This window comes from Paenibacillus sp. J31R120, from assembly GCF_056269225.1.
On sequence record NZ_JBWDNN010000005.1, the window covers coordinates 66,294 to 91,135 of the forward strand.

Genomic DNA, 24,842 nt, shown 5'->3' on the forward strand with positions numbered 1-24,842 from the left:
TACGATTGTATATACTACGCAAGCAAAGTCGTATACATATTCTATACGGCAAGCATGCCGGAGAGTGTATGCCGTTTGACCTTCACCCTCTCCAGCACGTACAATAAGGGGTATTCCTGCAAAATGAGGTGTGTTACAAATGCGAAAATCAGCTTACAAATGGTTTGTTCTCATGTTGCTTCCAGCCTTGCTGCTAGCTGGCTGCGGTTCATCCAACCAGGGTTCGAACAGCATAGATCCTACCCCGGAGCAGACAAACTCAAGCTCGCCTATCCATACAGAAAGCCCAAAACCTGATCCTTCTAACGAGACGTCAGCAACACCTACTCCTGATCCGCAACTGGATATGATTCAGGAGCAGATGAAGCACATGAGCTTGGATGAAAAAATCGGACAGCTCGTCATCGTCGGCTTAGATGGAACCGAAATGAACGGCTTCACCCAAAAGATGATCCAGGACTATAAAGTCGGCGGATTCATCTTATTCAAAGACAACATCAAAAACGCACAGCAGACGCTGGCGCTTTTGAACGATTTGAAACAGACCAATACCAGCAACGACATTCCGCTATGGCTTAGCGTCGATCAGGAAGGCGGCAGAGTGAGCCGTATGTCTTCCGAATTCGTAAAAATCCCGGCTGCGGGCCATGTGGCGGCAGCCAACAACTTGCCGTATACGAACGGAATCGGAAAGGCGCTGGGCACCGAGCTAAAGGCGCTGGGCTTCAATCTAGATTTTGCTCCTGTCCTGGACATTAACAGCAACCCTAAAAACCCAGTCATCGGCGACCGCTCCTACGGCTCGACACCAGACAAAGTAACAGCACATGGCCTGGAAGCACTGGACGGCATCACATCGGAAGGCGTAGCTGCGGTCGTCAAGCATTTTCCGGGACATGGCGATACATCCGTAGACTCGCATTATGATTTGCCTCTCGTTCATAAGTCGCTCGAGGAGCTGGAGAAATTCGAGCTCATTCCTTTCAAAGAGGCCATTGAACAGGAGGTTGACGCCATCATGGTCGCGCATCTGCTCATGATGGATCTGGACACTAAACACCCTGCTTCTATATCCGAGGCTGTAATCAACGACTTGCTGCGTGAGAAGCTGGGATATGAGGGCGTCGTGATAACGGATGATATGACAATGGGCGGCTTGCTGAACGGCAACAAAATCGGGGACGCATCCGTAACCGCCGTCCAGGCGGGCGCAGACATCGTGCTCGTAAGCCATGAAGAGAAGCTGCGAATCGAAGCTCTGGATGCCCTTAGACAAGCTGTTCACTCCGGTGAGATAAGTGAGGAACGGCTGGACGAAAGCGTCTATCGTGTGCTTAGCCTGAAGCAAAAGTACAAGCTCTCCGACGAGTCAACTCCTGATATAGACGTCTCCGCTGTCAACGAAGTCATCAATAACGCACTACAAGCCCGGCCATAATGGCCCGGGCTTTTTTATTTCCTTTTCCTATCAATCGCAACAAACTATATTTCGAGTTCCTTCTAAACGAAATTCAAACCAAAGACCGACCTCTCAACAAAATAAAGATCTCTCCAAGACCCTTCACTTTCCCAAACCTGCTCACTATCCCATCAACTCAGGGCAAAAACAAAATAATTTAGAGAGTAAGATTGTAAGACTTATAAGGGCTACGGGTTATCGGTTATGGGTTATCAGTTATGGGTTATGGGTTATTGATTCGCGTGATGGATTACACGTTATGGGCTACGTGTTTTGGGTTATTGATTCACGGGATTGGATTCGCGAGATGAGTCATACACTACGTGTTAACCGTTAAGGAACTCGTATGATGGGATTCGCGTTAAAAGTTACACGTGATAGGCTACGTACGGGTTATGGGTTATTGATTCACGTGATGCGTTATGAGTCATACACTACGTATTAAGCGTTAAGGGGCTCGTATGATGGGATTCGCGTTAAAAGTTATGCGTGATAGGGCTCGCGTGATGGGTTACATGTTATGGGCTACATACGTATTATGGGTTATTGATTCACGGGATGAGGGATGAGGTACGCGTTACGAGACATACATTACGGGTTACGCATTAAGGGGCTCGCATGATGGGACTCGCGTTAAAAGTTACACGTGATGGGCTACGTGTTTTGGGTTATTGATTCACGGGATGGGGTACGTGTTATAGGGTTCGCGTGATGAGTAATACGATACGGGTTACGCATTATGGGGGTACACGGCTTTTACATGGGTTTAGACAAGTTCAAACACAGTTAGGCAAAGTCAAGCAAAGTTAGGCAAAGTCAAGCAGATATTGATACATACTCAAACTCAAATAGCTCATAGGTTTGAAAGCTAATGCGTCTTCGTTGCAGTACAATCAATGCTTCATTTGCAGTGATAGGCTTGCTGTGTGTTCAAATGCGCATTTAATAGCGCCAGTGGAGGCGTTCAGCCTTAAGCAATATTCGTCCATGTACTGCTGGGCATACTTATCCCCGATTCCGTGAAACTTGTCCTTCATCCAACTAAACGCATTACTGGCAATCACGGATAACGGGTGGCAAGTACGCTTGCCAGAATTGACTAAATCTCCTGCAGTATTTCGTTTTTGAAACTGCTGAAACCTCGGATTCATCTCCAGGCTGTCATGCCCGCCTAGGTTTAATCGAATTAATATCTCGGCTTGTTCGGAATGCTCGAGGTCTTCCCTAGCCTGCTTGCGCCTGCTCAATAATTGAAATGTAAAAAAGCTGCTACTGCAATTATTCTCGTCTCGTTTTACCGACTTAATGATTGCGACAGACCTCTCCTTCTGTAACCTGTCATCGGATAAAAGAGCCTGCTGATTAAAAATCTCATGTTTAACTTCTATATATTCGCCCCATATTTGCTGCGACTCCATGGACAATACGGAACGAATTTTATTCAACATGCGCCAAGCCGTCTTATAGGTAATGTCCAGAAGCGCAGATAATTGCACGGCATTAACGCTATGCTCGAACTTTCCAACTAAATACATAACAAACAACCACTTCCGTATAGAAGTGCGACTTTTATGTAAAATGGTATGGGAGGTTAGCGACTGCTGATATTTGCACTTCGTGCATTCATAAAGAGGCAGACTTCTCGTAACGATCTTATATGCAGAGCGATGTCCACAACAATAGCACTTAAAGCCTGATGGCCACTTCAAACGTTCAAGAAGAGGAAGAAAATCCTCATCCCTCCGATATTGTGCATTAAACTCTTGCCAAGCTAATAATATTCCCACATCACTCACCCCCCCCAAAAAAAGAACATATGTTCTGTTTTTAGTATAACAAAATACCCAACCTTTTACAAGAGTTGGATAGATGGTTTTATCTTATATACCTGTTCCTGAGCAGATGGGAGAGTGAGCCCTTTTCCAAAGAAGAACACCCTCAGAAAGGGGGTACTGAATGATTTCTGTATACGTACATGTTATCGGGCAAAAAGTATACTGTCCTTCTGCAAGCATCCAGACTTCACACTTAGTCTGCGAATGTCCGCTCGAACCTTGTAATATCGCTGTTTTTGCCGATGATAACTAACATGTCGCCTTCAAATATACGATCGTCCGCGTGCGGAGATACAACCAAGTCATTGTCTTTTCTGCGTATGGCCATGACGCTGCAGCCGAATTTGGCTCTGAAGTCCAATGTTTTTAATGTTTTGCCGCAGAAGATTGGCGGGGCAATCATTTCGACGAGACTATGTTGGGGGGATAACTCCAAGTATTCAATCATGTTTTTGGAGGTGACCTGATGGGCTACCCGCACTCCTGTATCGCGCTCCGGGTGAACGATATGGTCCGCACCGACGCCTTCAAGCACCCGCTGATGATAATCGCTTGTTGCCTTGGCTGTTACGAATTTGACGCCAATATCCTTCAGAATCAATGTAGTTAATATACTGGACTGAAGGTTTTCGCCTATGGCTACAATCGCATGATCCAGATTGCGCACACCGAGCTCCCGCATGACCTGATCATCAGTCGAATCTGCTTGATAGACATGGGACAAGATAGGCGCGTATTCCTGTACTCTCTTCTCATCCTTGTCGATTCCCATAACTTCGTAGCCAAGCGATAGCAATGTTCGCGTCACACTTCCCCCGAATCTCCCTAACCCAATGACTACAAATTGTTTTCCCATCTGACGAGCCTCTCTTCTACTATTCATTGTTGATTGGACACAGCAAAAACCACAGAGAAACAAGCTCTCTGTGGTCATGACGAACACAAGCGCGCGCACTTATCTCCCGAACAACGCTTACGAGGTTAGCTGACGGATTCGGAAGTCGAGAGCTCCCTACCATAACATGGATTCACCCCTGCGACCCATTACGATCGCTTTGGTTCCCCCGCTGGTCTTAACGGACCATTGAGCGTTACGCATATTCATTTATGAGCCTAATGCTACTCCTTTCCGAATGTTTTGTAAAAGCGCATTCCAGACATGTTTCGGCGGAAAAAGCTTAAAAATCCCGATAGAAGCGCTTACATGCATTGCGCTATCAGCCGATCGCGAATTATATGCGTTTATTGATGCTTTTCTCAACTAGACCATCTCCTCCTGCGCTAGTTGGAAATAAGGGGAAGAATCTATTCCGGTTCTGCTGACAACGTCATTTTCAGTTTAAACTGCTTTGGCGTACAGCCGTTGAAGCGTTTGAACAATTCATAAAAATGCGCCATATTCTCCAGTCCTACGGAATGTGCGATGTCCGTTATTTTTCGGTCGGTCAGGGCAAGCAGGCGCGTAGCCTTAGCAATACGTCGCCGATTGACATACTCGGTAAACGGCAGTCCCATATGCGTTTTGAAATACTTGGAAAAATAGACATAGCTCATTCCGGCTAAAGCGCTCAGTTCAGACATATGTATCTTTTCGCCCAGTCGCTCATCTATAAAGGCAATGACAGGCTTCAGTACGTGAGCGTCCAGCTTTCCGCCCGGTGATAATATGCCGTTTGCGTCATGCCTTAGCATGGCAAGCATCAGCGCTTTGATATGCATGCTGACCGCTACCTCGTAGCCATGACGTCTGGCCATGACTTCCTCATGAATGCTGAAGATCGCACGGCCCACCTCCTCCCTTGCATCTGGGTTGGACGCGAACAGATCATTCAGTCCGTCAAGCGGCTGAAGCACCTCCATGAAACAGCTTAAATAGTTAATCGTCGCCGGATCGAAGTACGGCTCCAGATCGACGTGAAGTACAATATATTCTACTTCGTGCCCTGCATGACCTACTGCTCGATGAAGCTGATTGGAGCCAATCACCATCACATCGCCCTGCTCCAGGCGATAGGTTCTGTCTAAGGTATGCATCTCATGAATTCCGTCTAATACGAGAATAAACTCTACTTCCTTATGATAGTGCCAGCTAGGCAGCTCTGCGCCAGCGAAGCCTTCAAGAAAAAATGTCCATACTTTCAGGCATAGCTGCTGATTCTGGTAATGTATAGGCTCTTTTATAATATCCAAGGCTATCTCTCTCCCGAATGTTAAAATGTTGAAAATGGATATAAAACCATTAAATTATTGCATATACGGCTGCAGCTACTCCCTTGTATGATTAGTACAAAGCTAACCACGAATAAAGGAAGGTGACCCTCTATGAAAGTGGCAGTCCTAGGTTGCGGAGGCATGGGTGCTATTCATGCCGGTATATACGCCAGTCTTGCAAACGTTCAATTAACAGGTGTTTGCGATGCAAATCGTCAATTGGCCGATACATTGGCTGGGCAGACAGGAGCAACCGCATATTACTCGTTCGACGACATGCTGGCAAATGCGGATTTTGAAGCGGTAAGCATCGCGCTGCCTACCTATTTACACAAAGAATATACGCTTAAAGCTGCGAAAGCAAGAAAGCATATTATTTGCGAAAAACCTATCGCCCTTTCACTGGAAGACGCACGGGAGATGATGACGGTCTGTGAAGAGAACGGCGTCCGTCTGTTTGTTGGACATGTTGTTCGCTTCTTCCCTGATTACAACAATCTCAAACAAACGCTGGACAGCGGAAAGCTGGGGCGTCCTGCGGTCGCTCATACCAGCCGGATCGGCGGGCATCCGGGCAACTGGTTTGCGGATGAAGGCTTAAGCGGGGGCGTCATCGTTGATCTGATGATCCATGATCTGGACTTCCTGCGCTCCTGCTTCGGCGAGGTCGAAAGCATATACGCCCTGAACGCGAAACAAGAGGGACTCGATTATGCTCTGGTCACTTTACGCTTCGAAAACGGTACGATTGCAAATGTGGAAGCCAATTGGGGTTATCCAGGGCCGTTCCATACGAAAGCTGAAATCGCCGGCAGCACCGGTATCGTTCGGGCCAATAGCCTGAAAAGCAGCTCCATCCAAATCGTCAAGCAGGGGACAAGCAGCGATACGACTGGAGCCGTCGTCATACCGGGCAGCCCAGGACACAGAAACCCGTATGAGCTGCAATTAGAGCACTTTATTCGCTGTATTGAAGATGGGAGCGAGTCGATCGTTACGGCAGCAGATGCCTACAAAGCGCTTGAGTTGGCCCTATACGCCAGAGAGAGCGCGGTTACTGGCAAAGCCGTTTATTTGAAAGGAGGCCACGCGAAATGAGCAACCTAAAGGTTGGTATGATCAGCTTTGCCCATGAGCATGCCTTTTCTTATCTGGATGCTTTGCTGTCCATCCAAGAAGTTGATATCGTTGGCATTGCGGATCCCGTAGCCGAAAGAGTGGCGGAGGCAACAGCCAAGCATAACATAACCTACTATAATGACTACCTTGCGCTGTTGGAGCAGCCGCTAGATGCAGTTGTCGTCTGCTCTGAAAACGCGCTGCATGCCGAGATTGTAATCGCTGCCGCGGGCAAAGGCGTCCATGTGCTGTGCGAGAAGCCGCTCGGCATATCAATCGATGAGATGAGTCAAATGCTTGAAGTCTGCAAGGACAACCATGTCCAGCTCATGACAGCATTTCCTTGTCGCTATCTTGCAGCGGTCGTAGAAGCCAAGCAGGCAGTAGAACGTGGCGAGATCGGAGAGATCGTGGCGATCAAAGGAACGAATCGCGGCACTGCTCCATCCGGCTGGTTCGTTGATCGCAGCTTGTCCGGGGGAGGCGCCCTGCTCGACCATACAGTGCATGTTATGGATCTCATGCGCTGGTTCACCGGCTCCGAACCAACTGAAGTGTACGCATATGCCGCCACTTTGTTCAATGAGCAGCTTGAGGTAGACGATGCCGGGATGATCCATGTGAAATTCGACAATGGCGCATTCGGAGTTGTCGATACAAGCTGGTCCCGCAAGCCTCCATTCCCGACATGGGGAGACGTCACCATGGAGATTATCGGTACTAAAGGGGTATTATCCGTTGATTCCTTGGCTCAAGTGAATGAAGTATACAGCCAGCAAGACGGACTTGGCCAATGGAATTATTGGGGGGATAATATGGATCTATATCTGATTCGTTCCTTCGTCGAAGCCATCCGCAGCGGTCAACAGGTTCCGATAACAGGAGTTGACGGCATGCGTTCCGCTGCTGTTGCTCTTGCAGGCTACCAATCGATTCAAGAAGGCCAGCCCGTTAAGCTGCACTCCTAAACCTATTACGGACCGTAACCATTACGTGTACGCTCCGAGCAGAAACATCCTCATATAAGTGCAAAAGGACCTCAAAGCCCACATGTCGGCGGGCTTGAGGTCCCTTTTTTCATAAGCACAACTAAGATATCTGTCGAAACTATACCAGCCTGATGATATTACTTCAATTTGAATAAAGCAACAAGCTCTTGGAGCTCAGTAGCCATTCGGCTAAGAGATTCCGATGACGCGGATATTTCCTTCATAGAATCACGCTGCCGATTCGTATCCTCCGAGATCCCGTCCAGCTCTTGTAGAGCATGTTCAGAAATGCCAACAATCTCCTGCATGGATGCGGACACTTCCTCCGTGCTGGCGGACAACTCCTCCGTCGCCGCGGATACCTCCTGGATTTGAGCGGAAACGCCATTCACTGTTGTCATAATACTTTCGAAGGCCTGCCCAACCTGATCGAATTGGTCCACGCTCTTATGAACCTCGCCGATGCCTTCTGCAATGGCGGTTGACGTTGATGCCGTCGACCTCTGAATCTCATGCAAGATTGAGCCGATGGATACTGTCGCCTCGGTCGTCTGTACAGCCAGCTTCTTCACTTCCCCGGCAACGACAGCAAATCCTCTGCCATGCTCGCCTGCGCGCGCAGCTTCGATTGAAGCATTAAGCGCGAGCAAATTCGTCTGACTCGCAATCTCCGAAATGTAGCCTACAATTCCGTTAATCTCCGCCGTCTTCGCTTCCAGCTCCCGCACCATCTCAGCCGATCGGCCAACAGCGCCGCTCGCCTGCTTAATTTGGCCGACAGCCAGTTGTACAACACGATCGCCAGCCATCACATCGTCATGCATCATCATGGCATGCTCGCTTACGACCCCGGAAGACTCGGCAATCTTCTGAATGCCGATTGCCATCTCTTCCATCGCTACGGCGGATTGCTCCGACCCATGATGCTGTGATTTGGCCCCTGTGGCAACCCGTTCGACTGCTACTGCCATCTGCTCTGCTGCTGTAGCCGAATCAACCGATATGGCTGTCAATTGCTCAGTCGAAACCGCAGTATGCTCTATAGCTTCCGTCAGCTTCACCAGCGTCATCTTGAAGGAATTCAGCATTTCGTTCATATTCGCCCTTAGCTGAGCGAGCTCGTCTTCACCATTAACCTGCAGCCTTTCGGTTAGATCACCCGCTGCTACTTTCGTCATCAGCTTGGACATCGCAAATATCGGACGCAGAATGAAGCCAGCTACGATATAGGAGATGACCGCTACAACCAGCGAGCAAATAATAATGACAATAATTCCTGTATTCATCGCCTCATTTACGCTGGTCAGAAGCTCCTCCTCATCACCCGATACGATGACTCGCCACCCCGTCATCTCAATCGCAGCATATGAAGCCAGCTTATTGAATCCGTCAAGCTCTGTATAGGAGACAGTACCGGTTGCCCGAGTAAGAACCTGTTCCGTGTAAATCTTGATTTTGGCCTCGTCAGCATGTTCCCTGAAATCCTTGCCAATTTTCTCTTCGGAAGGATGGGCCAAATAAGTGCCGTCCTTAGCCAGGACATACGAATAGCTGGAATCGCTCATTTTATTGCGGTTAAGGTTGTCCAGGATGTGGCTCGGATTGACGATCATTTGAACCAAACCGCGGAATTGCTGCTGATCGTCAATGATCGGCACGTCGATAATAATGATGTTTTCGTCGGTAATCCCGTCATGAATAATGTCCGAAATGCCTACATTCTTCTCTTCTTTTATCCGGATAAAGTTGTCAAACTTTGATAAATCCAATGCTTCCTTCTTATCGCTGATAGACATTCCCGACGCCGAAGCATACGAATAGGAACTAACGTCAGGATTCATCGCCTTCATGGACTGGAGCAAGGGAACTACGTTTCGTTCATCACCTTGTAGAAATTGCTCCTTATAGGCATCCACCATGCCTTCCACAGCTGATACATTACTCACCAGAAAATCGTTAAGCGCTGTCGCATTTGATGTAGCTACAATGATTTGCTGCTGCTTGAGATCCTTCTCTACGATGTCGGTAAACAAGCTTGTTAATATCCAGGCGACGATCAAAACCGGAATAACGGTTAAGCACAACAACAAAACAATAAATTTGAAACGAACCGAACCCCTCAAACTCTTCATCCATTTCCAATTAGAAATCTTCATTCAAGTCCCCCCAATGATGCCATTCATACTTCATTCATCGGAGAATTTCGACAAAATAATAAATAATTCGACACAAATTCATGAACATTTTCAAAGTGCCCTGAACCGATTATCTCTCGAACTTGCCGTAGTCTTTTATCGTAACTTCGACGGTCGGCCTGATTTGAACTTGAGGATATACAAGATCCCAGTCCAGCTTTGACCAATCCGCAAAACTCATGCTGTTGCGTACATGCTTGCCGATTCCAATGCTGTCCACATTATTTTTTTGCATTTTTTTGATGATCGCATCAAGCTTACGGCTAATGTGCTGTGATACCAGCTTTTCCAGCTTCCCTCTTTCATTCTGATCGCTGAGCTTAAAATCTCCGGTATATTCCAGAACCGAACCTCTAATTTGAACAGCTATCTCCACTTCATAAGTGTCCGAACTGCCCTGAGATACACTCACCTTTCTTTTGTTGCTCAAAGTGCTGAAGACATACTCTCCCCCTAATCCGACTTCCCCCAAATCAATGCTTATTTCTCCACGCTTAAAGGAGTCCCTTAGAAAGGCGAAGTAAATCGCTTGATCGGCATCCAGCTTGGTCTTGTACTGATCTCCGTCGAATAATGCAATGCCATCAATGGCAACATCCTCTCCCACATCCTTAATGACGGGAGCAATTGCATCAATTCCATCGTCAAAGTAATCCCTTGTAAATTCGTACAGAGTAATTTCCGGGACGTTATTGGAGCGCGCTTCCTTCTCAAGCATCCGATCGATATACTGACCCGTTGAGGGATGCGAAGGAAATTTCTTTTGCAATAGCTCGCTGGCGTTGCCGTTCACTACGGTGATCTTAATACGTTGAGAGATCGCAGGATCTCTTACCAACGTATCGATATAGCTCCACAGCCCTTTCCTCGACAAGCTTAATCCGTATAACGTACTGCGCATCTGTCCACTAACCAATCTCAATTCACTTTTCCTAGCGATCTTCATTTTAGCTTCCTTGCCTGTCTTTGCTACCGCGCTAAAAACTTCATATCTGACCTTCCTTAATTGAGCATCAATAATCGGATAAGTAACTGAAAACAGTAATTGATCCTTCGCATGCTCATTCTCCGCCGGGATCAAATCAAAGCTTGCTGTATGGAGAAAGCCAAGCCTCTCAATGATGCGTTGATCACCACAGCCGCTAAGCAAGACAGCCATGAATATGGCAGCGAGAACCATTATTAACTTATTCACGGTTCATCGCTCCCTTTTTCGCCAATAACACGACAATCAACAAAAGCGGCAAAACGAATGTAACCGATATTTCCACATAGCTGAGATATTGCAGCCATTGCTCCACTTCTCCAATAACATCCGGTATCCAGGACACGGCGTAAAGAAGTCCGAATATGACGACCGCATGCCATTTAGCGTTTACCTTTGGAACCATTCGTTTCGCAACCTCCACAGCTGCCCACATGTACATCACAATGGTGATTAAAGCAGGGAACAAAAAGAACCCAAACAACAAGTTTTCAATTCGTTCAACGAATGGCAACCGAATAAATGAAAGCAATTCCAGAAGCGGATACTTCATTTTCGTTAATTGTCCGAAGCTGTAAAAACCGAAACAAATGAAGGAGAAAAAAAGATAGGTCAATGATGTGATGATGTTTCCTGCATAAACGGCTTTCATGAACTTCCCTTTTTTCTCTACATACGGAAATAACAACAAGGCAAGCTCGAACCCCAAAAAAGCAGTGTAAATGTCAAGACTCCCCATGACCATGTCCGTATCGCCCCGAAAGAAAAAGGTGGTAAGCCTTGCCCACTCAAAATCCTCGAAGTAAAAAAACAACAGGAGCGTCATCCATATGATCATCCAAAAAAAGCTTGTTGAAGCTTTGGCAATCGTATATACGCCGCCAACCACTAATATGAAAGATAAAATATCAATCAAAGCTTTGAAAAACATGGGATGGGTCGAAGGAAAAGCAATCATTTGAAAAATAATGACATATTGCTTGGCGACCATACAGCCTAGAAGCGACCATAACGCTACCAGGAAGATATAGATTGGATACAGTATAAACTTGGGGATCGCTTGCTCGAGAATTTCAAATATGGATCTTCCTTGGCCCAAACGATATACTCGTGAAATGAGATAGATCGCAAATGAGGAAATACCTAAAAAAATGATGACAGAGGCCCAGCCATTGTAGCCAAAGCTCTGAGCCAGCAAGCGCGGAATGCTAAATATGACAACCCCGGATTGAATCATGTAGATTAGCAATGCGATATGAAAAGGAAACAGTTTCTCCTTCACTTTTTTCCCTCACTTACTTTCTGATTCTATTTTTCACCTTGTTTGGAGAAGCCGATTGCGAAGGTCGTTCCTTCAGCGCCCAGAATGGAGCGCGAATAAACACGTCACGCCAATCCTTCGGCTTAAACGGAGCAACCGGGGTAACATACGACGTATTGAGGCTTGTCAGTCCCGATAAATGAATGATGATCAGGGCAAACCCCATCATAAGCCCCAAATTCCCCATCATTCCCGCTAAAATAATTAATCCAAAGCGGATGAGACGAATCGATGCGCTCATCACATAACTCGGGATAACGAATGAAGCAATCGCGGAGGAAGCGACCGCAATAATTAAAATATTGCTGGTCAGGCCTGCCTGGACTGCTGCTTGCCCGATCACGATACCGCCTACGATACCAATGGTTTGCCCGATCTTCGTCGGCAGCCTGGCTCCCGCTTCCCTAAGCAGCTCGATCGTAACCTCCATGAGCAAAGCTTCGTACAGTGGCGGGAAGGGCACCCGCGCCCTGGATTCCGTAATCGTAATTAACAAATCCTCAGGGATCATCTCATAATGAAAAGTCGTTACTGATACATACATAGCGGTAAACGTAACCGTGATCAGAAAGGCAATGAGCCTTAAAATACGAATGGCAGAGCCCAGCGCCCAGCGCTGATAATAGTCGTCGGGAGACGAAAAAAATTCGAAGAAGGAAGCCGGCGCCGAGAAGACAGACGGACTTCCGTCCAGTACACCCAGTATTCTGCCGCCGACCAGCTTGGATACAGCGGCATCCGTACGTTCCGTTGTTGGGAATAGAGGAAAGATCGAATTGGGAAAATCGTCGATATATTGAATAAGCATATTGCCATCGTGTACAGCATCGATCTCGATGTTTTTTATGCGATGAACCAGCTCATTGACGTTTTCCATATTCGCTATGCCGTCAATATACAAGATATACACATCGGACTTGGTCACTTCACCGACCTGAAGCTTGATGACTTTCAAGTGCGAGCTTCTTACTCTTCTTCGGATGAGCGATAAATTTTGACTCGCCGATTCCACGAAGGAATCATGCGGGCCATTGATCACCGTTTCCGTCTCTGACTGGGATATCGACCTTGATTCAGGTCTGTACATATTAATCAGATATACATCGTCTTCATGAAAAAGAGAAACCTTCCCCTCCAATATCCCTTTTATTACGGTTTTGGAATCGGTGGTTAAATGAAACTGGGAGCGTTCAAATAGCGTCTTCACTTCATCAGAATTAACTTTGTTCAGTGGAATAATGACATCCCTGGTAAACTCCTCGCTGCCCAGCAAATACCCGAAATACACCAAATCTACACCGATCTCTGGAATGGTTCGATGAGTAAGATCGCAGCAATCCGAAAAGTTGTCCAATACATGCTGCAGGGTTGGGAGCGAGGAAGGCTCCGATTGATCCTGGTGCTGCTCATCAGATTCATTGCGCTTCATGATCTTCTCGCTCCTTCATCAGGGATGATCATACTATTCGCCATTTCAGCTCCATCCATACCAGCATTATCCTATTTAGAGAATTGGTTTTCGGCAATAAAAAGAAGCCGCCGTAATTAGGCGACTTCAGGAAAGAACATTATGATTATGACTTGTTGTGCACTCCAGCCTGAGCTGGAACTAATCTTTCATGCAAGTAATCTACAATATGCATCGCTTCCATCTTGAATGGAGGCTTATGCTTCTCGATGCCCAGCTTCATCTGCAGCAAGCAGCCCGGGTTGCTCGTCAGCATATAGCGCGCATTCGTAGTTACCGCATGCTCCATCTTATGCTCAAGCAGTTGACCAGCCATCTCTGGCTGCGTCACATTGTAGATGCCCGCTGATCCGCAGCAGCGGTCCGATTCCTTCATCTCGACGAAACACGCGCCTTCCACGCTGCGCATCAGCTGACGAGGCGCTCCGGAGCTCTTCATGACGTTGCGAAGATGACAGGAATCCTGGTACGTAACGGTTACTTGATTCTGTTCATTCAAATGCTCTGCAAACTTGGGAATTCTCCCCTTCTCAACGACAAGCTGGCTGATGTCAATAACACGCTCCGCAAACCACCTTGCGTCCTCGCGAACTTGAGAGTTGCTATCCTCGTGCATGAGGTGATCGTACTCGACAAGCAGCGCGCCGCAGCCACCGGCATTGGACACGATGTAGTCGATTCCCGCTTCCTTGAATACGGCAATATTGACTTTCGCCAGCGATCTCGCCTGATCCATCTCGCCGCTATGCGCATGCAGCGCGCCGCAGCAAACCTGTTCCTTCGGAATAACGACCTCGAAGCCGGCTTCCGACAAAAGCTCAACTGTGTTCACGTTAGTCCCGGCGAACATCACATCCATAATGCAGCCGCGGAATAAGGCGACGCGGGCAATCGGAATACCCTTGGCGGGATAGAACGTTCCGATCTGCTCAATGACGCCTTTTGAAGTCGAATCCGGCAGGATAGATTCCATCTCGCGGAGATGGTCCGGGAACATGCGCATAATCCCCGTTCCTCTAGCCAGCTTGCGAAGGCCCGACTTCTGATAGAAAGCAAGCGATCCGCCCAGCAGCTTCAAGCTGCCCCTATTTGGAAAGACGCCCTTGAACATCAGCTTCCGTAATCCTTTGACCGGAACGCTGTGCGAGGCATGATCCTCGATCGCATCTCGCGCCTGCTCGATTAATTGACCGTACTTCACGTCCGCCGGACAGACCGGCTCGCATGCTCTGCAGCCCAGACAATGATTCATTTGATCCTGAAACATCTGATCCGGATCCATAAGTCCGTCAGCGACCGCCTTCATCAGGGCGATTCGGCCGCGCGGCGACTCCGGCTCTACGCCCGTTTCCCGGAACGTGGGGCAAGCAGGCAGACAGAAGCCGCAGCGCATGCAATTGGTAAGCTGGTCATAATCCAGCTTGTTCAATAGTGTCTGCGCAAGCGGATTCGTATGCTTGATGTCTGGTTTCTTCATCACGTTAGTCTCACCCATGCTGCAGAACCACCCTTTTTCTTGATTCTTTGGCGAATACTTTGCCTGGATTGAGCAAGTTATGCGGATCGAAGGCTGCCTTAATGCCGCGCATCACTTCAATTCCCGGAGCGCCCACCTTCCATTCCAAATACGGCGCCTTGACCATGCCTACGCCATGTTCGCCCGTAATGGTACCGCCAAGCTCGATCGACGCCTCGAAAATTTCTGCGAACGCCTCTTCGACACGATGCACTTCTTCCTTGTCCCGGGCATCTGTCGTTGCGGTCGGATGCAAGTTCCCGTCTCCGGCATGTCCGAATGTTGCGATCGTGACGTTGTACTTCTTGGCGATTTCGTTAATGCGAAGCACCATATCGGCAATCTTCGAACGCGGCACCGTCGCGTCCTCCAGCATCGTAGTAGGACGCAGACGCGCAAGCGCCGTGAATGCGCTACGGCGCGCAGTAAGCAGCCGATCCGCTTCCTCCCGACTCTCCGCCACTTCCAGACGGTCGGCCTTCTCCAGCTCGCAAATTTCCCGGATGCGGGCAATATCGCGCTCCACTGTCTCGGGATCGCCATCCTGCTCAATCAGCAATACCGCTTCCATATCGAGCGGAAGCCCCAGCTTCGCAAAGTCGTCCACCACCCTGATGGTCGGGTTGTCCATAAATTCAAGCGTAGCCGGTATAATCTTCGACTCAATAATTTTGGATACCGTGCGCGCAGCTCCATATATATCCTTATACATCGCCAGCATTGTTTTCTTCGCCTTCGGCGGCGGAATCAGCTTCAAGATGGCTTCCGTAATAATCGCCAGCGTTCCCTCCGAGCCGACCAGCAGCTTGGTCAAATCATAACCCGCTACGTCCTTCATCAGCTTACCGCCCGTCCGAATAATGCTGCCATTCGCCAGTACGGCTTCCAGACCAATCACATAGTCTTTGGTCGTACCGTACTTGAGGCCGCGCAAGCCGCCGGAGCATTCGGCGATATTGCCGCCGATGGTGCTGATCTTCATGCTGCTCGGGTCCGGCGGATAGAATAAACCCAAGCTTTCAATATGGGCGATCATCTCCGCTGTAATAAGTCCCGGCTGGACGGTAGCGGTCAAGTTCTCCATATCTACCTCAAGGATGCGGTTCATTCTATGCATGACCATAACTATTCCGCCTTCGAAAGGAACCGTCCCTCCACAGAGGTTCGAGCCCGATCCTCTGCTCACAAGCGGAATTCGGTATTCGCTCAGCACTTTCATAATTTGAGACACTTCTTCAGTAGAAGCAGGGTAAATAACGCCGTCCGGCAGCGATTGCAGCATTGGCGTTCCGTCATAGGAATGGGCAACCAACGCCTCCTGATCATCGCGATAATGCTTCTCCCCTACGATGGCGCGAAGCTTAGCTGTAATTTCGGATTTTAGCATATGAACCTCCTGATTCATGGTCAATAAAATAATTGATCAGGTCATCTGATGACTTTTCTTTCATTATAGCTTATGCTTAGATAGAAATATAGTCAATTCGTAATATTTCATGGAGGATTCGGGAATGCGCAATATGAAGATTGAAACAGAGAAAGGGCATGAAATTGTCAGCCGTCTAATTCTAGAGAGAATTTCGAGCGGCGAGTGGGAGCCGGGGGCGAAGCTGCCTTCAGTCGTGGAGCTGTCGCAGCAGTTCGGCGTAGGACGCTCCACACTTCGCGAGGCGTTAAGCGCGCTCAAAGCAACAGGCTGGCTAGACATACGCCATGGTGGCGGAACGTTCGTGAAGAAAGTTTTGCCCAGTGACAATACGCAGGGTAGCACCCTATTCCAGGAAGCAAGCTCCATTCTGGAAATTCTCGAGGTGCGCAAGCTGCTGGAGGCCGGCACTTCCTCCTACGCGGCCGAACGCCGTACCGAAGAGGACTTGGCCAAGCTGCAAGCGATTCTGGACAAGATGGAGCATGCTCTTCTGCAAGGCGACACTGTTGAGGGCGAAAGAGCCGATGTAGAGTTTCATACCGCAATAGCAGCCGCTTCCCGCAACTCCCTGCTTATTCAGCTAATGGAATCGCTGACGCAGCGGCTGAGCGAGACGATCGGCAAAACACGAGAGCTCTGGTTTTACCAGGAGAAATCAACGGCTGAACGACTACTTGACGAGCACAGATCGATCTACGAAGCCATTAAATCCGGCGATGCACATTTGGCGAATCAACTAATCGGCGAACATTTGACGAAAGTAGAGACCGTACTGAAAGCAACAATTAAAAGCGCCAAACCCTAAAAGAACCGCTGTAAGAGTCAGTTTCCTGATCTCCTGCAGCGGCTCATATACCATTATACGCAATTCATTATTCAGCTGGCTCCTCCAAAACGGTCGGATCCATATAAATGATTTCCCACATATGCCCGTCTATGTCTTGGAAGCCCGCTTGGTACATAAAGCCGTGGTCCACCGGATCGATGCTAGGCTTTGCCCCCGCAGCAAAAGCCCGATCGACGATAGCCTGCACCTCTTCCTTGCTATCAGCCGATAATCCTACCAGCACCTCAGTCGTAGCAGACGTATTCGCAATGTCTTTAGTAGTGAGCCCTTTGAAAAACTCCTCTTGAAGCAGCATCACGAAGATGTTCTCCCCAACGATCATGCAAGCTGCCTTATCATCCGTAAAATTAAGATTAAATTCGAAACCGATCTTGCCAAAAAACGTTTTCGACGCTTCCAAATCCTTCACCGGTAAATTTACGAATATTTGCTTGGACACTAATGCCATATACAATCCCTCCGCCGTCTATAGGTTGCATTTCCAATAAGCTATGGTTATTATAACCTGAAAAATCGGTTTTTGTTTCTTATAGATTGCGAATCTCACTTATGTTACGACCGCTGATCCCAAGCACCCACCAAATAGGACAATAGCTTCATTGTTTGCTCCATCGCAGCAGATGTGTCCGGCAGCTCCGCCATTCGGAGTGCAGATTCGTTCAATCCGCCGGAGATGAAAGAAGCAAGCGCGTCTACGGATGCCTCTGCAAACATGCCTTGCACCTGCATCAGCGTCAACTGTTCGCGCAAGTGGCTCATCGAATTTTGCTCATCGAGCATTCGCCATGTATCCCAGCCCAGAACGGAAGGGCCGTCAATCAACATAATCCTCTTGTTCGCCGGCTCTACCGCCGCAGTCAAAAAGGCACGGCAGCCAAGCAGCAGCTGCTCCCTCAGATCGTCGCTGCGGGAAGCTTCTTGCTCTACCCGCTCCCCTACCTCATGCTGAACCGACTCCAGCACAGAGTGGAACAATCCGTGTTTATTGCGAAAGTGATGGTACAGCGCACCGCGGGTCACTTCCGCTTCAGCTGCGATGGCCTCCAATGCCGCACCTGCGTAACCATGCTCAGCAAAGTGTCTTTTCGCAACTCCGATCAGCCTCTGCAGCGTTTCGTTCGCGTCCTCCTTCGTCCTTCTCATAACCTGACCCATACCCTTTCCTTACCACACCTGCTCCTGATACAAACCGCTTTGCTCTTCAGAAGGCGGGATAATCTTAATCATATCTATTAGAATACCATTGGGATCGCTGATGATAAAATGCCTTTGTCCAAAATCCTCATCCCGCAGCTCTCGTTCAAGAGGCAGCTTACCCTGTACGATTAGACGCTCGTACTCACTGTCGACATCCTCTACTTCAAAATTCAAAATCATGCCGACAGCCGGACGCCGGAATCCTTCAGGAATAGTCTCATGCGAGTGATCCAGAAGCGCAAGCTCAAACGGCAAGCTGCCCTCCTCCAGCTTTAAGCTGGCGTACCAGTCCGATTCAAAAACGATTTGAAATCCAAAGTAGTCACGGTAAAAACGGATACTTTCCTGAAGCTTTTCTGTTTGAATAACGGCATACATACTGTTGACACGCATAATTGGCCACACTCCTTATTGGTTGTAGGTTGCTGTCTTCTTTCTGTAATTTAACATACATACAGTATGTATGTAAATGGGGTGGGCACAACTATTTTATTTGCGGATGGGCTCACTATCCCCTAAGCTCAGAATGAATGCAGCATTTTAGATCAACACAGACTTTGAATCTTCTCCAATTTTTAATCTTCTCAAACTTTGGGTGGGCGTTAATGGTCGCTATTTTTGAGTCGTAACAGACTTTGAATCACCACAAACTTCCAGCAGTTGCGGATCCTTAGTAGTAGCTGACTTTGAGCCGTAACAGACTTTGAATCTCCACAGACTACTAGCTGTTGCCCACCTTTAGAGATCGCTAACATTGAGACGTAACAGACTTTGAATCTTCACAGACCTCCAGCAGTTGCGGACCTGTAGGGAGCTCTAACATTGAGACGTAACAGACTTTGAACCACAACAAACCTCCAGCAGTTGCGGACCTGTAGGGAGCGCTAACTTTGAGCCGTATCGGACTTTAATCACTACAAACTTTCAGCAGTTGTTGACCTGTAGTGATCACTAGTTTTGAGCCGTATCTGACTTTGAATCACCACAGACCACTAGCAGTTGCGGATCTTTAGTGGTCGCTGACTTTTAGCCGTATCTGACTTTGAATCGCCACAGACCTCCAGCAGTTGCGGGCCTGTAGGGAGCGCTAACTTTGAGTCGTCTCAGGCATTAATCACCACAAACTTCCAGCAGTTGCGGACTTTTAGTGGTCTTTGGCTTTGAATTCCGCATCTATACTTCAATAAATACAAAAAGACTTATCTTCTCTATCGCTAGAGAAGGATAAGTCCGCACAGTTGATCTGATGTAATTGATGCAAATGAAGTATTTGAAGTATTTGAAGCATTTGAAGTTTTCAAAGTAATTGAAGCTTTTTAGTGCTACCAGAACTAAGCTCCTGAGCAAAGGGGATAGTGAACCCTTCGAGCAAACCCTGCTCATTCCTATGAAGAAGTCTGATTATTGCGCGGCATGGACGTTCGTGTACTCGCGTAAATGATTAAAAACAAAACAACGAATAAGACCATTACTCCCGCCGAATACCGGTACATAGATGCGTAATCGGTCATCGTAGCGATCGCTCCCAAGAGCAGAGCACCAACCGCAACCCCAAAGTCAGTCGAGTTGTAGAACATACTGTTCGCCGCGCCATATTGCTCTTTGGAAGAAGTGCGCAGCATCCAAGCCTGCAAAGTAGGCTGAATAGCCCCGAAGCCAAGCCCATACAGCAGCGCAGCTATAATAAGCATGCTCATAGTATGGGTATAAGACAACAGCAACATGCTGGCCGCGACGAACAGACCAGCCGGGATAAGCACTGTTGCCGGACCTTTGCGGTCGAATAGACGGCCCGATATTGGCCGAATAATTACAATTGTAATTGCGTTAAACAGGAAGAACATCCCCACCTGCTTCAAGCCTGCGAACTCTCCAAATAACACGATAAAGCTTAACAGACCACTGTAGGTTATAGATAACATCATGTTCAGCACAGCCGGCATCCAGAGCTTATGGTTAAAGCCCGTTTTGCCTGCGACACCGGATACAGCAGCCGCATTAAGAGATGTCTGGTGAGCGCCTCCCTTCATACGCACAATGCCAGAGAGCAGCAATATTGGAAGGATCAATAGTACAACTGCCGTCCCTACTGACGCCAGCGTACTAAAGCCAAAACCCGACATCACATTCATGCCAATCATAGGCCCTATGGACATAGCCAAGCTAGTCGATAAGCCGAAGTATCCAATCCCTTCCCCCATTCTGCGGGCAGGAATAAGCTGAGATACCAGGGTTGGCAATATTGTGCTCGCCATGCCGAAACCAACACCGTAGCCAATCCGCATGATCAATAACGAGCCAACCGTATGCGCAAATGGATACAGCAGTGTCGTAATGGCTGCAAGAAGCAAGCCTGCCATCAATAAATAATCTTTGGACACCCGCTTCATAAAAGCCGCGGTCATAAAACGCGCTGCGATCGCTGTCAAAGCAAATACGCTGGTTACTAGACTTACGGCGACATTGCCGGCATGAAGATCATTTTGCACATAGGCCGGAAACGAAGATAGCAGCATTTGCAAATTCAAAAACAATAAGAAGGAACAAACGGTAATTGACAAAAAGGACTTGGTCCATAACGGTTCTTGTTGCGATTCTTGCTGCATGTTAAAACTCCATTCCTTGTTTTTCAGCTGTTCATTGGCAACTTATTCACCGGATTCCTGTTCCAGCATATGGCTGGCATGCGCTTGAATCCGCAGCAGAATATCCATCACCTGGGCAAGCTCGGCTTCCGACACAACAGATTTTACGATGTCTGTCATCCCCGCTTCAATCGGGATCGTCTGCTCGATTACCTTACGCCCCTTCTCCGTACTGTATACGAGAAAAGAGCGCCGATCCTGCTTGCCGACTTGCTTGAAGATGAACCCTTTGCCTTCCAAATGATCGAGGATGCGCGTCGTAGCAGGCTTGTCCTTATGTGTCCGATCAGCAATCTCCTTCTGAATCAGCCCTTGCGAGCGAACAATCGTATATAATACTGACCATTGCTCAGGTGTTACTTCATATTCCTTCAATCGCTGCTGCAGCAGCGCAGTAAGCTTCCGGTATGTCACTCCCATTATGAACCCGATGGATCCGATAGGCATTTCCTGTTCCAGTTGTTGTTGGTGGTGCTGTTGTTGCTGTTGGGGCTGCTGTTGTTGGTCGTGCTGTTGCTGTTGCTGTGCCTGCTCCTTCTCTTTCTCTTTCTCTTTCTCTTTCTCTTGCTCCATACTGCTCACCTCCATTCGTTTATCGCTATCTTTATTCTTGCTCCGAATCAATTAGTTGCATAAACAATTATATATCAAACAACTATTAACCGGCAATGGAAATTCATCCATCATACTTACGAGCAGCCACAGCTTCCTAATTTGCCCAAACCTATTATGGTCGTTAATGATTCCGCCTATGTTACAAAACAAGGCCCCAAGCCTCTCAAGCACTATGGCATGGATTATGCCAAGCATGACTTGAAAGGTTGGGGCAGACATGTTGTAGCTTATTTCATTGGCGCCAGACTTCTCGCCGACGTATCTATATGATTAATGATGATGCGCAAACAGAAGCGCTAACTGGTGTCTTACAGCTTTGGGAGCTTATTCTTGAAATCAATCTGGTTCATACCCTTACCACTTTTATCTGGCCCAAACAAGCCCCTTCGGCGAAAAACGAGCGTGGTTGACCAAAGGTGAGCTCGTTACAGCAGCTCGTTACAGCAACTCCTTCAAGTACCGGCCGGTATGCGATCGGCTGCACGCTGCAACCTGCTCTGGTGTTCCTTCGGCAACCAGCTCTCCGCCGCCTTCGCCGCCTTCCGGCCCGATATCGATAATCCAGTCGGAATCGCTGATAAGCTCCAGATTATGCTCTACAACAATCACGGTATTGCCTGCATCCACCAGCTTGTTCAGCAGCACCTTCAGCTGCTCCACATCACCCGGATGCAATCCAGTGGACGGTTCATCAAGCAAGTAGACCGTATGCTGCGCTGTTTTTTTGCTCAGCTGCTTCGCCAGCTTGATTCGCTGTCCTTCACCCCCGGACAAGGTGCTGAGGGATTGGCCCCATTGCAAGTAGCCAAGGCCTACCTCCGACAGCAGCTGGAGCGTCTCTTTTATTTTTTTCTGACCGCCCAGCAGCGGCAGGCTCTCCTCAATCGACATATCCAGCAAGTCGGAGATGCTGTAGCCCTCATACGTGACCGCGAGCACCTCATCCTTGAATCGTCTGCCTCGGCATGACGGACAACGAACCTCGATTTCCGGCAGGAAGTGCATATGGATCGGTACAACGCCAAGTCCTTGGCATTCTTCGCAGCGGCCGCCGGCCGTATTGAAGGAGAAGTGTTTTGCCGTCAGTCCTGCAGCCTTCGCCTCAGGGAAGCTCGCATACCAATTTCGCAGATGCGTATACACGTCCGTATACGTTGCAATATTGGAACGCTGCATACGGGATAGCGGGGATTGATCAACCATAATGAGCGAACCCGCTTCTTCCCAGCCTGTAATCTGATCGCAGCCCTCCGGCGTCGGCTGATCCGGTCCCGAGGCGGCAAGCAAGTCGAACAACAGAGTGGATTTGCCGGAGCCGGAGACGCCCGTCACAGCTATGAGGCAACCCAGCGGGAACGCTGCGGTAAAACCTTTCAGGTTGCGCAAATGAGCATGATGAATCGTTAGATGGTGACCGTTGCCGCTGCGTCTTTTTGACCTCGTCTCTCGTTCGTTTCTTTCCCGGAAGATTGCTCCTGTCACGGAAGCCGGTTGGCCGATCAATTCCTCCAGGCTGCCTTGTCCGATCACCTGACCTCCTTGCGTCCCTGCACCGGGACCGATGTCGATAATATGGTCGGCAGCCTTCATCACATCCTCATCATGCTCGATGATCAGCACGGTATTGCCCAGATCGCGAAGCTGCTTCATGACTTCGATCAAGCCGCTAGTATCCCGGGCATGCAGACCAGCCGTAGGCTCGTCCAGGATATAGAGCACCCCAGTCAAGCCCGAGCCCAGGATGGAAGCGAGACGAAGCCGCTGCGCCTCTCCGCCGGACAACGTGACGATCGGACGATCCAGCGACATGTACGTAAGCCCTGTATCGATAATCCGTTTCAAACGGATGGACATATCGTAGACAAGCGGACCTACCAGCTGCTCTTCATCCTCCGACAGACCTGCCTTAACCGATTCAAGCCAGTCCAGCGTATCGCCAAGCGCCCGCGCAGACGCTTCGTGAATGGCCATTCCATTCACAGTTACTTGTCGGCTTTCCTTCTTCAGCTTCGCTCCGTGGCAGCTGCCGCAGCTATTTTGCCGGAATAAGGCCGCCTCTCCAGATTCGCCGCCCTTTTCGTTGTATCGTCTCCAGATGCCGGTTACAACGCCCTCGAATTTGCCTTGCGTGACAGACTTCGGCGGCTTCACATCCGGCATCCGGTTCGTGAAAGCCTCGCTTTCCGCGCCGTAGTAAAGTAGATCTAGCATGGCTGCATCATAGCTTGCAAGAGGGGCATTCTCATCGAATGGCAACCGGTAATGGGAGGCAGCGGCTTTCAGAATACTCAGGTTGTAATCAATATACATGCCCGACCAGAATCGAACCCCGCCGTCTCGTGCACTCTTTTCCAGATCGAATACGGCTCCCGTGTTCAACGTAGCGACATGACCGAGTCCGCTGCATTCCTCGCAAGCCCCTTCAGGTTTGTTGAAGGAGAAATGGGACATGGTCAGCTTATCCAGCTGATGTCCGCATGAAGGACAAGCAACCTTCTCGTTGTACCCGGTATCTTCTTCATCCGACACGAGCTTCGCAGGCTCATCTCCAGCGGTGTGACCTACTGTAGCACCGCATGCCGGGCAAGGCCGCTCGCCCAGCTTGGCGTACAGAATCCGCATTAATGTATAGATGTCGGTTACCGTTCCAATCGTAGAGCGCGGATTGCGGTTGGTCAGATGCTGACCTACACTAATGGAGGGAGACAATCCTTGAATGGAATCCACTTTGGGCTTGCTTACGCTATCCGATACCATCCCCATCGATTCCATGTATTGCCGTTGGCATTCCCGTTGCAGCGTATCCATCGCAAGCGTAGACTTACCTGAGCCTGACGGACCTGTGACTACAACCAGCTTATGCTTTGGAATGTCGAGCGAGATGTTCTTCAGATTGTTTTCCCTTGCGCCTCGAATTTGAATCGTTCCGTTCATTGTATTACCCCTCTCCGAACTTTCTTCTAGCTAATCCCCTCCATTCTACAACATTGATGCAAGTCTAAAGGTTGAAT

The 24,842-nt window shown here is 48.7% G+C and carries 19 protein-coding genes and 1 riboswitch; of the genes, 4 read left to right on the forward strand and 15 right to left on the reverse strand.

Annotated features, from left to right (window positions below):
- Positions 1–139: 139 nt before the first annotated feature.
- Positions 140–1,438: a beta-N-acetylhexosaminidase gene (nagZ, locus tag AC0YNW_RS18695; RefSeq protein ID WP_475833228.1), complete on the forward strand. Its 1,299-nt coding sequence runs from the start codon at positions 140–142 to the stop codon at positions 1,436–1,438.
- A 914-nt stretch (positions 1,439–2,352) separates the two neighbouring features.
- Here the strand turns inward: nagZ and AC0YNW_RS18700 are convergent.
- The 3 genes from AC0YNW_RS18700 to AC0YNW_RS18710 all read right to left on the reverse strand — a co-directional run bounded on the left by AC0YNW_RS18700 (position 2,353) and on the right by AC0YNW_RS18710 (position 5,484).
- On the reverse strand, positions 2,353–3,246 hold the full coding sequence (locus AC0YNW_RS18700; RefSeq protein ID WP_475833229.1) for an IS1595 family transposase: 894 nt from the start codon (positions 3,244–3,246) through the stop codon (positions 2,353–2,355).
- A 241-nt stretch (positions 3,247–3,487) separates the two neighbouring features.
- Positions 3,488–4,150, reverse strand: a complete 663-nt coding sequence (locus tag AC0YNW_RS18705; RefSeq protein ID WP_387476072.1) for a potassium channel family protein — start codon at positions 4,148–4,150, stop codon at positions 3,488–3,490.
- A 99-nt stretch (positions 4,151–4,249) separates the two neighbouring features.
- Positions 4,250–4,395, reverse strand: a riboswitch (cyclic di-AMP (ydaO/yuaA leader).
- A gap of 204 nt (positions 4,396–4,599) precedes the next feature.
- Positions 4,600–5,484 carry a helix-turn-helix domain-containing protein gene (locus AC0YNW_RS18710; RefSeq protein WP_475833230.1) on the reverse strand — a complete coding sequence of 295 codons (885 nt, stop codon included), beginning with the start codon at positions 5,482–5,484 and terminating at the stop codon, positions 4,600–4,602.
- Positions 5,485–5,616: 132 nt separating this feature from the next.
- Between AC0YNW_RS18710 and AC0YNW_RS18715 the strand changes: the two genes are divergently transcribed.
- A complete protein-coding gene (locus AC0YNW_RS18715) occupies positions 5,617–6,603 on the forward strand; it encodes a Gfo/Idh/MocA family protein (protein ID WP_475833231.1) in 987 nt (328 codons plus the stop codon).
- On the forward strand, positions 6,600–7,592 hold the full coding sequence (locus AC0YNW_RS18720) for a Gfo/Idh/MocA family protein (RefSeq protein ID WP_475833232.1): 993 nt from the start codon (positions 6,600–6,602) through the stop codon (positions 7,590–7,592). The genes AC0YNW_RS18715 and AC0YNW_RS18720 overlap by 4 nt, the downstream gene beginning before the upstream one ends.
- A 158-nt stretch (positions 7,593–7,750) precedes the next feature.
- Here AC0YNW_RS18720 and AC0YNW_RS18725 read toward each other — a convergent pair whose 3' ends face one another.
- The 6 genes from AC0YNW_RS18725 to AC0YNW_RS18750 all read right to left on the reverse strand — a co-directional run bounded on the left by AC0YNW_RS18725 (position 7,751) and on the right by AC0YNW_RS18750 (position 16,485).
- Positions 7,751–9,769 carry a methyl-accepting chemotaxis protein gene (locus AC0YNW_RS18725; protein ID WP_475833233.1) on the reverse strand — a complete coding sequence of 673 codons (2,019 nt, stop codon included), beginning with the start codon at positions 9,767–9,769 and terminating at the stop codon, positions 7,751–7,753.
- A 109-nt stretch (positions 9,770–9,878) separates the two neighbouring features.
- Entirely contained in the window at positions 9,879–11,003 is a 1,125-nt protein-coding gene (locus AC0YNW_RS18730; RefSeq protein WP_475833234.1) for a Ger(x)C family spore germination protein, read from the reverse strand.
- Positions 10,996–12,075 (reverse strand): GerAB/ArcD/ProY family transporter, encoded by a 1,080-nt coding sequence (locus tag AC0YNW_RS18735; RefSeq protein ID WP_475833235.1) that lies wholly within the window; start codon positions 12,073–12,075, stop codon positions 10,996–10,998. Before AC0YNW_RS18735 ends, AC0YNW_RS18730 begins: the two co-directional genes overlap by 8 nt.
- Before the next feature lie 13 nt (positions 12,076–12,088).
- Positions 12,089–13,543 carry a spore germination protein gene (locus AC0YNW_RS18740; protein ID WP_475833236.1) on the reverse strand — a complete coding sequence of 485 codons (1,455 nt, stop codon included), beginning with the start codon at positions 13,541–13,543 and terminating at the stop codon, positions 12,089–12,091.
- A gap of 145 nt (positions 13,544–13,688) precedes the next feature.
- On the reverse strand, positions 13,689–15,077 hold the full coding sequence (locus AC0YNW_RS18745) for a (Fe-S)-binding protein (RefSeq protein WP_475833237.1): 1,389 nt from the start codon (positions 15,075–15,077) through the stop codon (positions 13,689–13,691).
- On the reverse strand, positions 15,070–16,485 hold the full coding sequence (locus AC0YNW_RS18750; protein WP_475833238.1) for an FAD-binding oxidoreductase: 1,416 nt from the start codon (positions 16,483–16,485) through the stop codon (positions 15,070–15,072). Before AC0YNW_RS18750 ends, AC0YNW_RS18745 begins: the two co-directional genes overlap by 8 nt.
- Before the next feature lie 124 nt (positions 16,486–16,609).
- Between AC0YNW_RS18750 and AC0YNW_RS18755 the strand changes: the two genes are divergently transcribed.
- On the forward strand, positions 16,610–17,332 hold the full coding sequence (locus AC0YNW_RS18755) for a FadR/GntR family transcriptional regulator (RefSeq protein WP_475833239.1): 723 nt from the start codon (positions 16,610–16,612) through the stop codon (positions 17,330–17,332).
- Between the two features lie 67 nt (positions 17,333–17,399).
- On the opposite strand, the gene AC0YNW_RS18760 is transcribed toward AC0YNW_RS18755, so the two are convergent.
- The 6 genes from AC0YNW_RS18760 to uvrA form a co-directional block, all read right to left on the reverse strand.
- Entirely contained in the window at positions 17,400–17,822 is a 423-nt protein-coding gene (locus AC0YNW_RS18760; protein ID WP_475833240.1) for a VOC family protein, read from the reverse strand.
- Positions 17,823–17,926: 104 nt separating this feature from the next.
- Positions 17,927–18,517 carry a TetR family transcriptional regulator gene (locus tag AC0YNW_RS18765; RefSeq protein WP_475833241.1) on the reverse strand — a complete coding sequence of 197 codons (591 nt, stop codon included), beginning with the start codon at positions 18,515–18,517 and terminating at the stop codon, positions 17,927–17,929.
- A gap of 21 nt (positions 18,518–18,538) precedes the next feature.
- The gene (locus tag AC0YNW_RS18770) at positions 18,539–18,964 is read right to left on the reverse strand and encodes a VOC family protein (RefSeq protein ID WP_475833242.1); all 426 of its coding nucleotides are present in this window, start codon (positions 18,962–18,964) and stop codon (positions 18,539–18,541) included.
- A gap of 992 nt (positions 18,965–19,956) precedes the next feature.
- Positions 19,957–21,177 carry an MFS transporter gene (locus AC0YNW_RS18775; protein ID WP_475833243.1) on the reverse strand — a complete coding sequence of 407 codons (1,221 nt, stop codon included), beginning with the start codon at positions 21,175–21,177 and terminating at the stop codon, positions 19,957–19,959.
- Positions 21,178–21,219: 42 nt separating this feature from the next.
- A complete protein-coding gene (locus AC0YNW_RS18780) occupies positions 21,220–21,789 on the reverse strand; it encodes a MarR family winged helix-turn-helix transcriptional regulator (protein ID WP_475833244.1) in 570 nt (189 codons plus the stop codon).
- A gap of 480 nt (positions 21,790–22,269) precedes the next feature.
- Positions 22,270–24,765, reverse strand: a complete 2,496-nt coding sequence (gene uvrA, locus AC0YNW_RS18785) for an excinuclease ABC subunit UvrA (protein WP_475833245.1) — start codon at positions 24,763–24,765, stop codon at positions 22,270–22,272.
- Between the last annotated feature and the right edge of the window lie 77 nt (positions 24,766–24,842).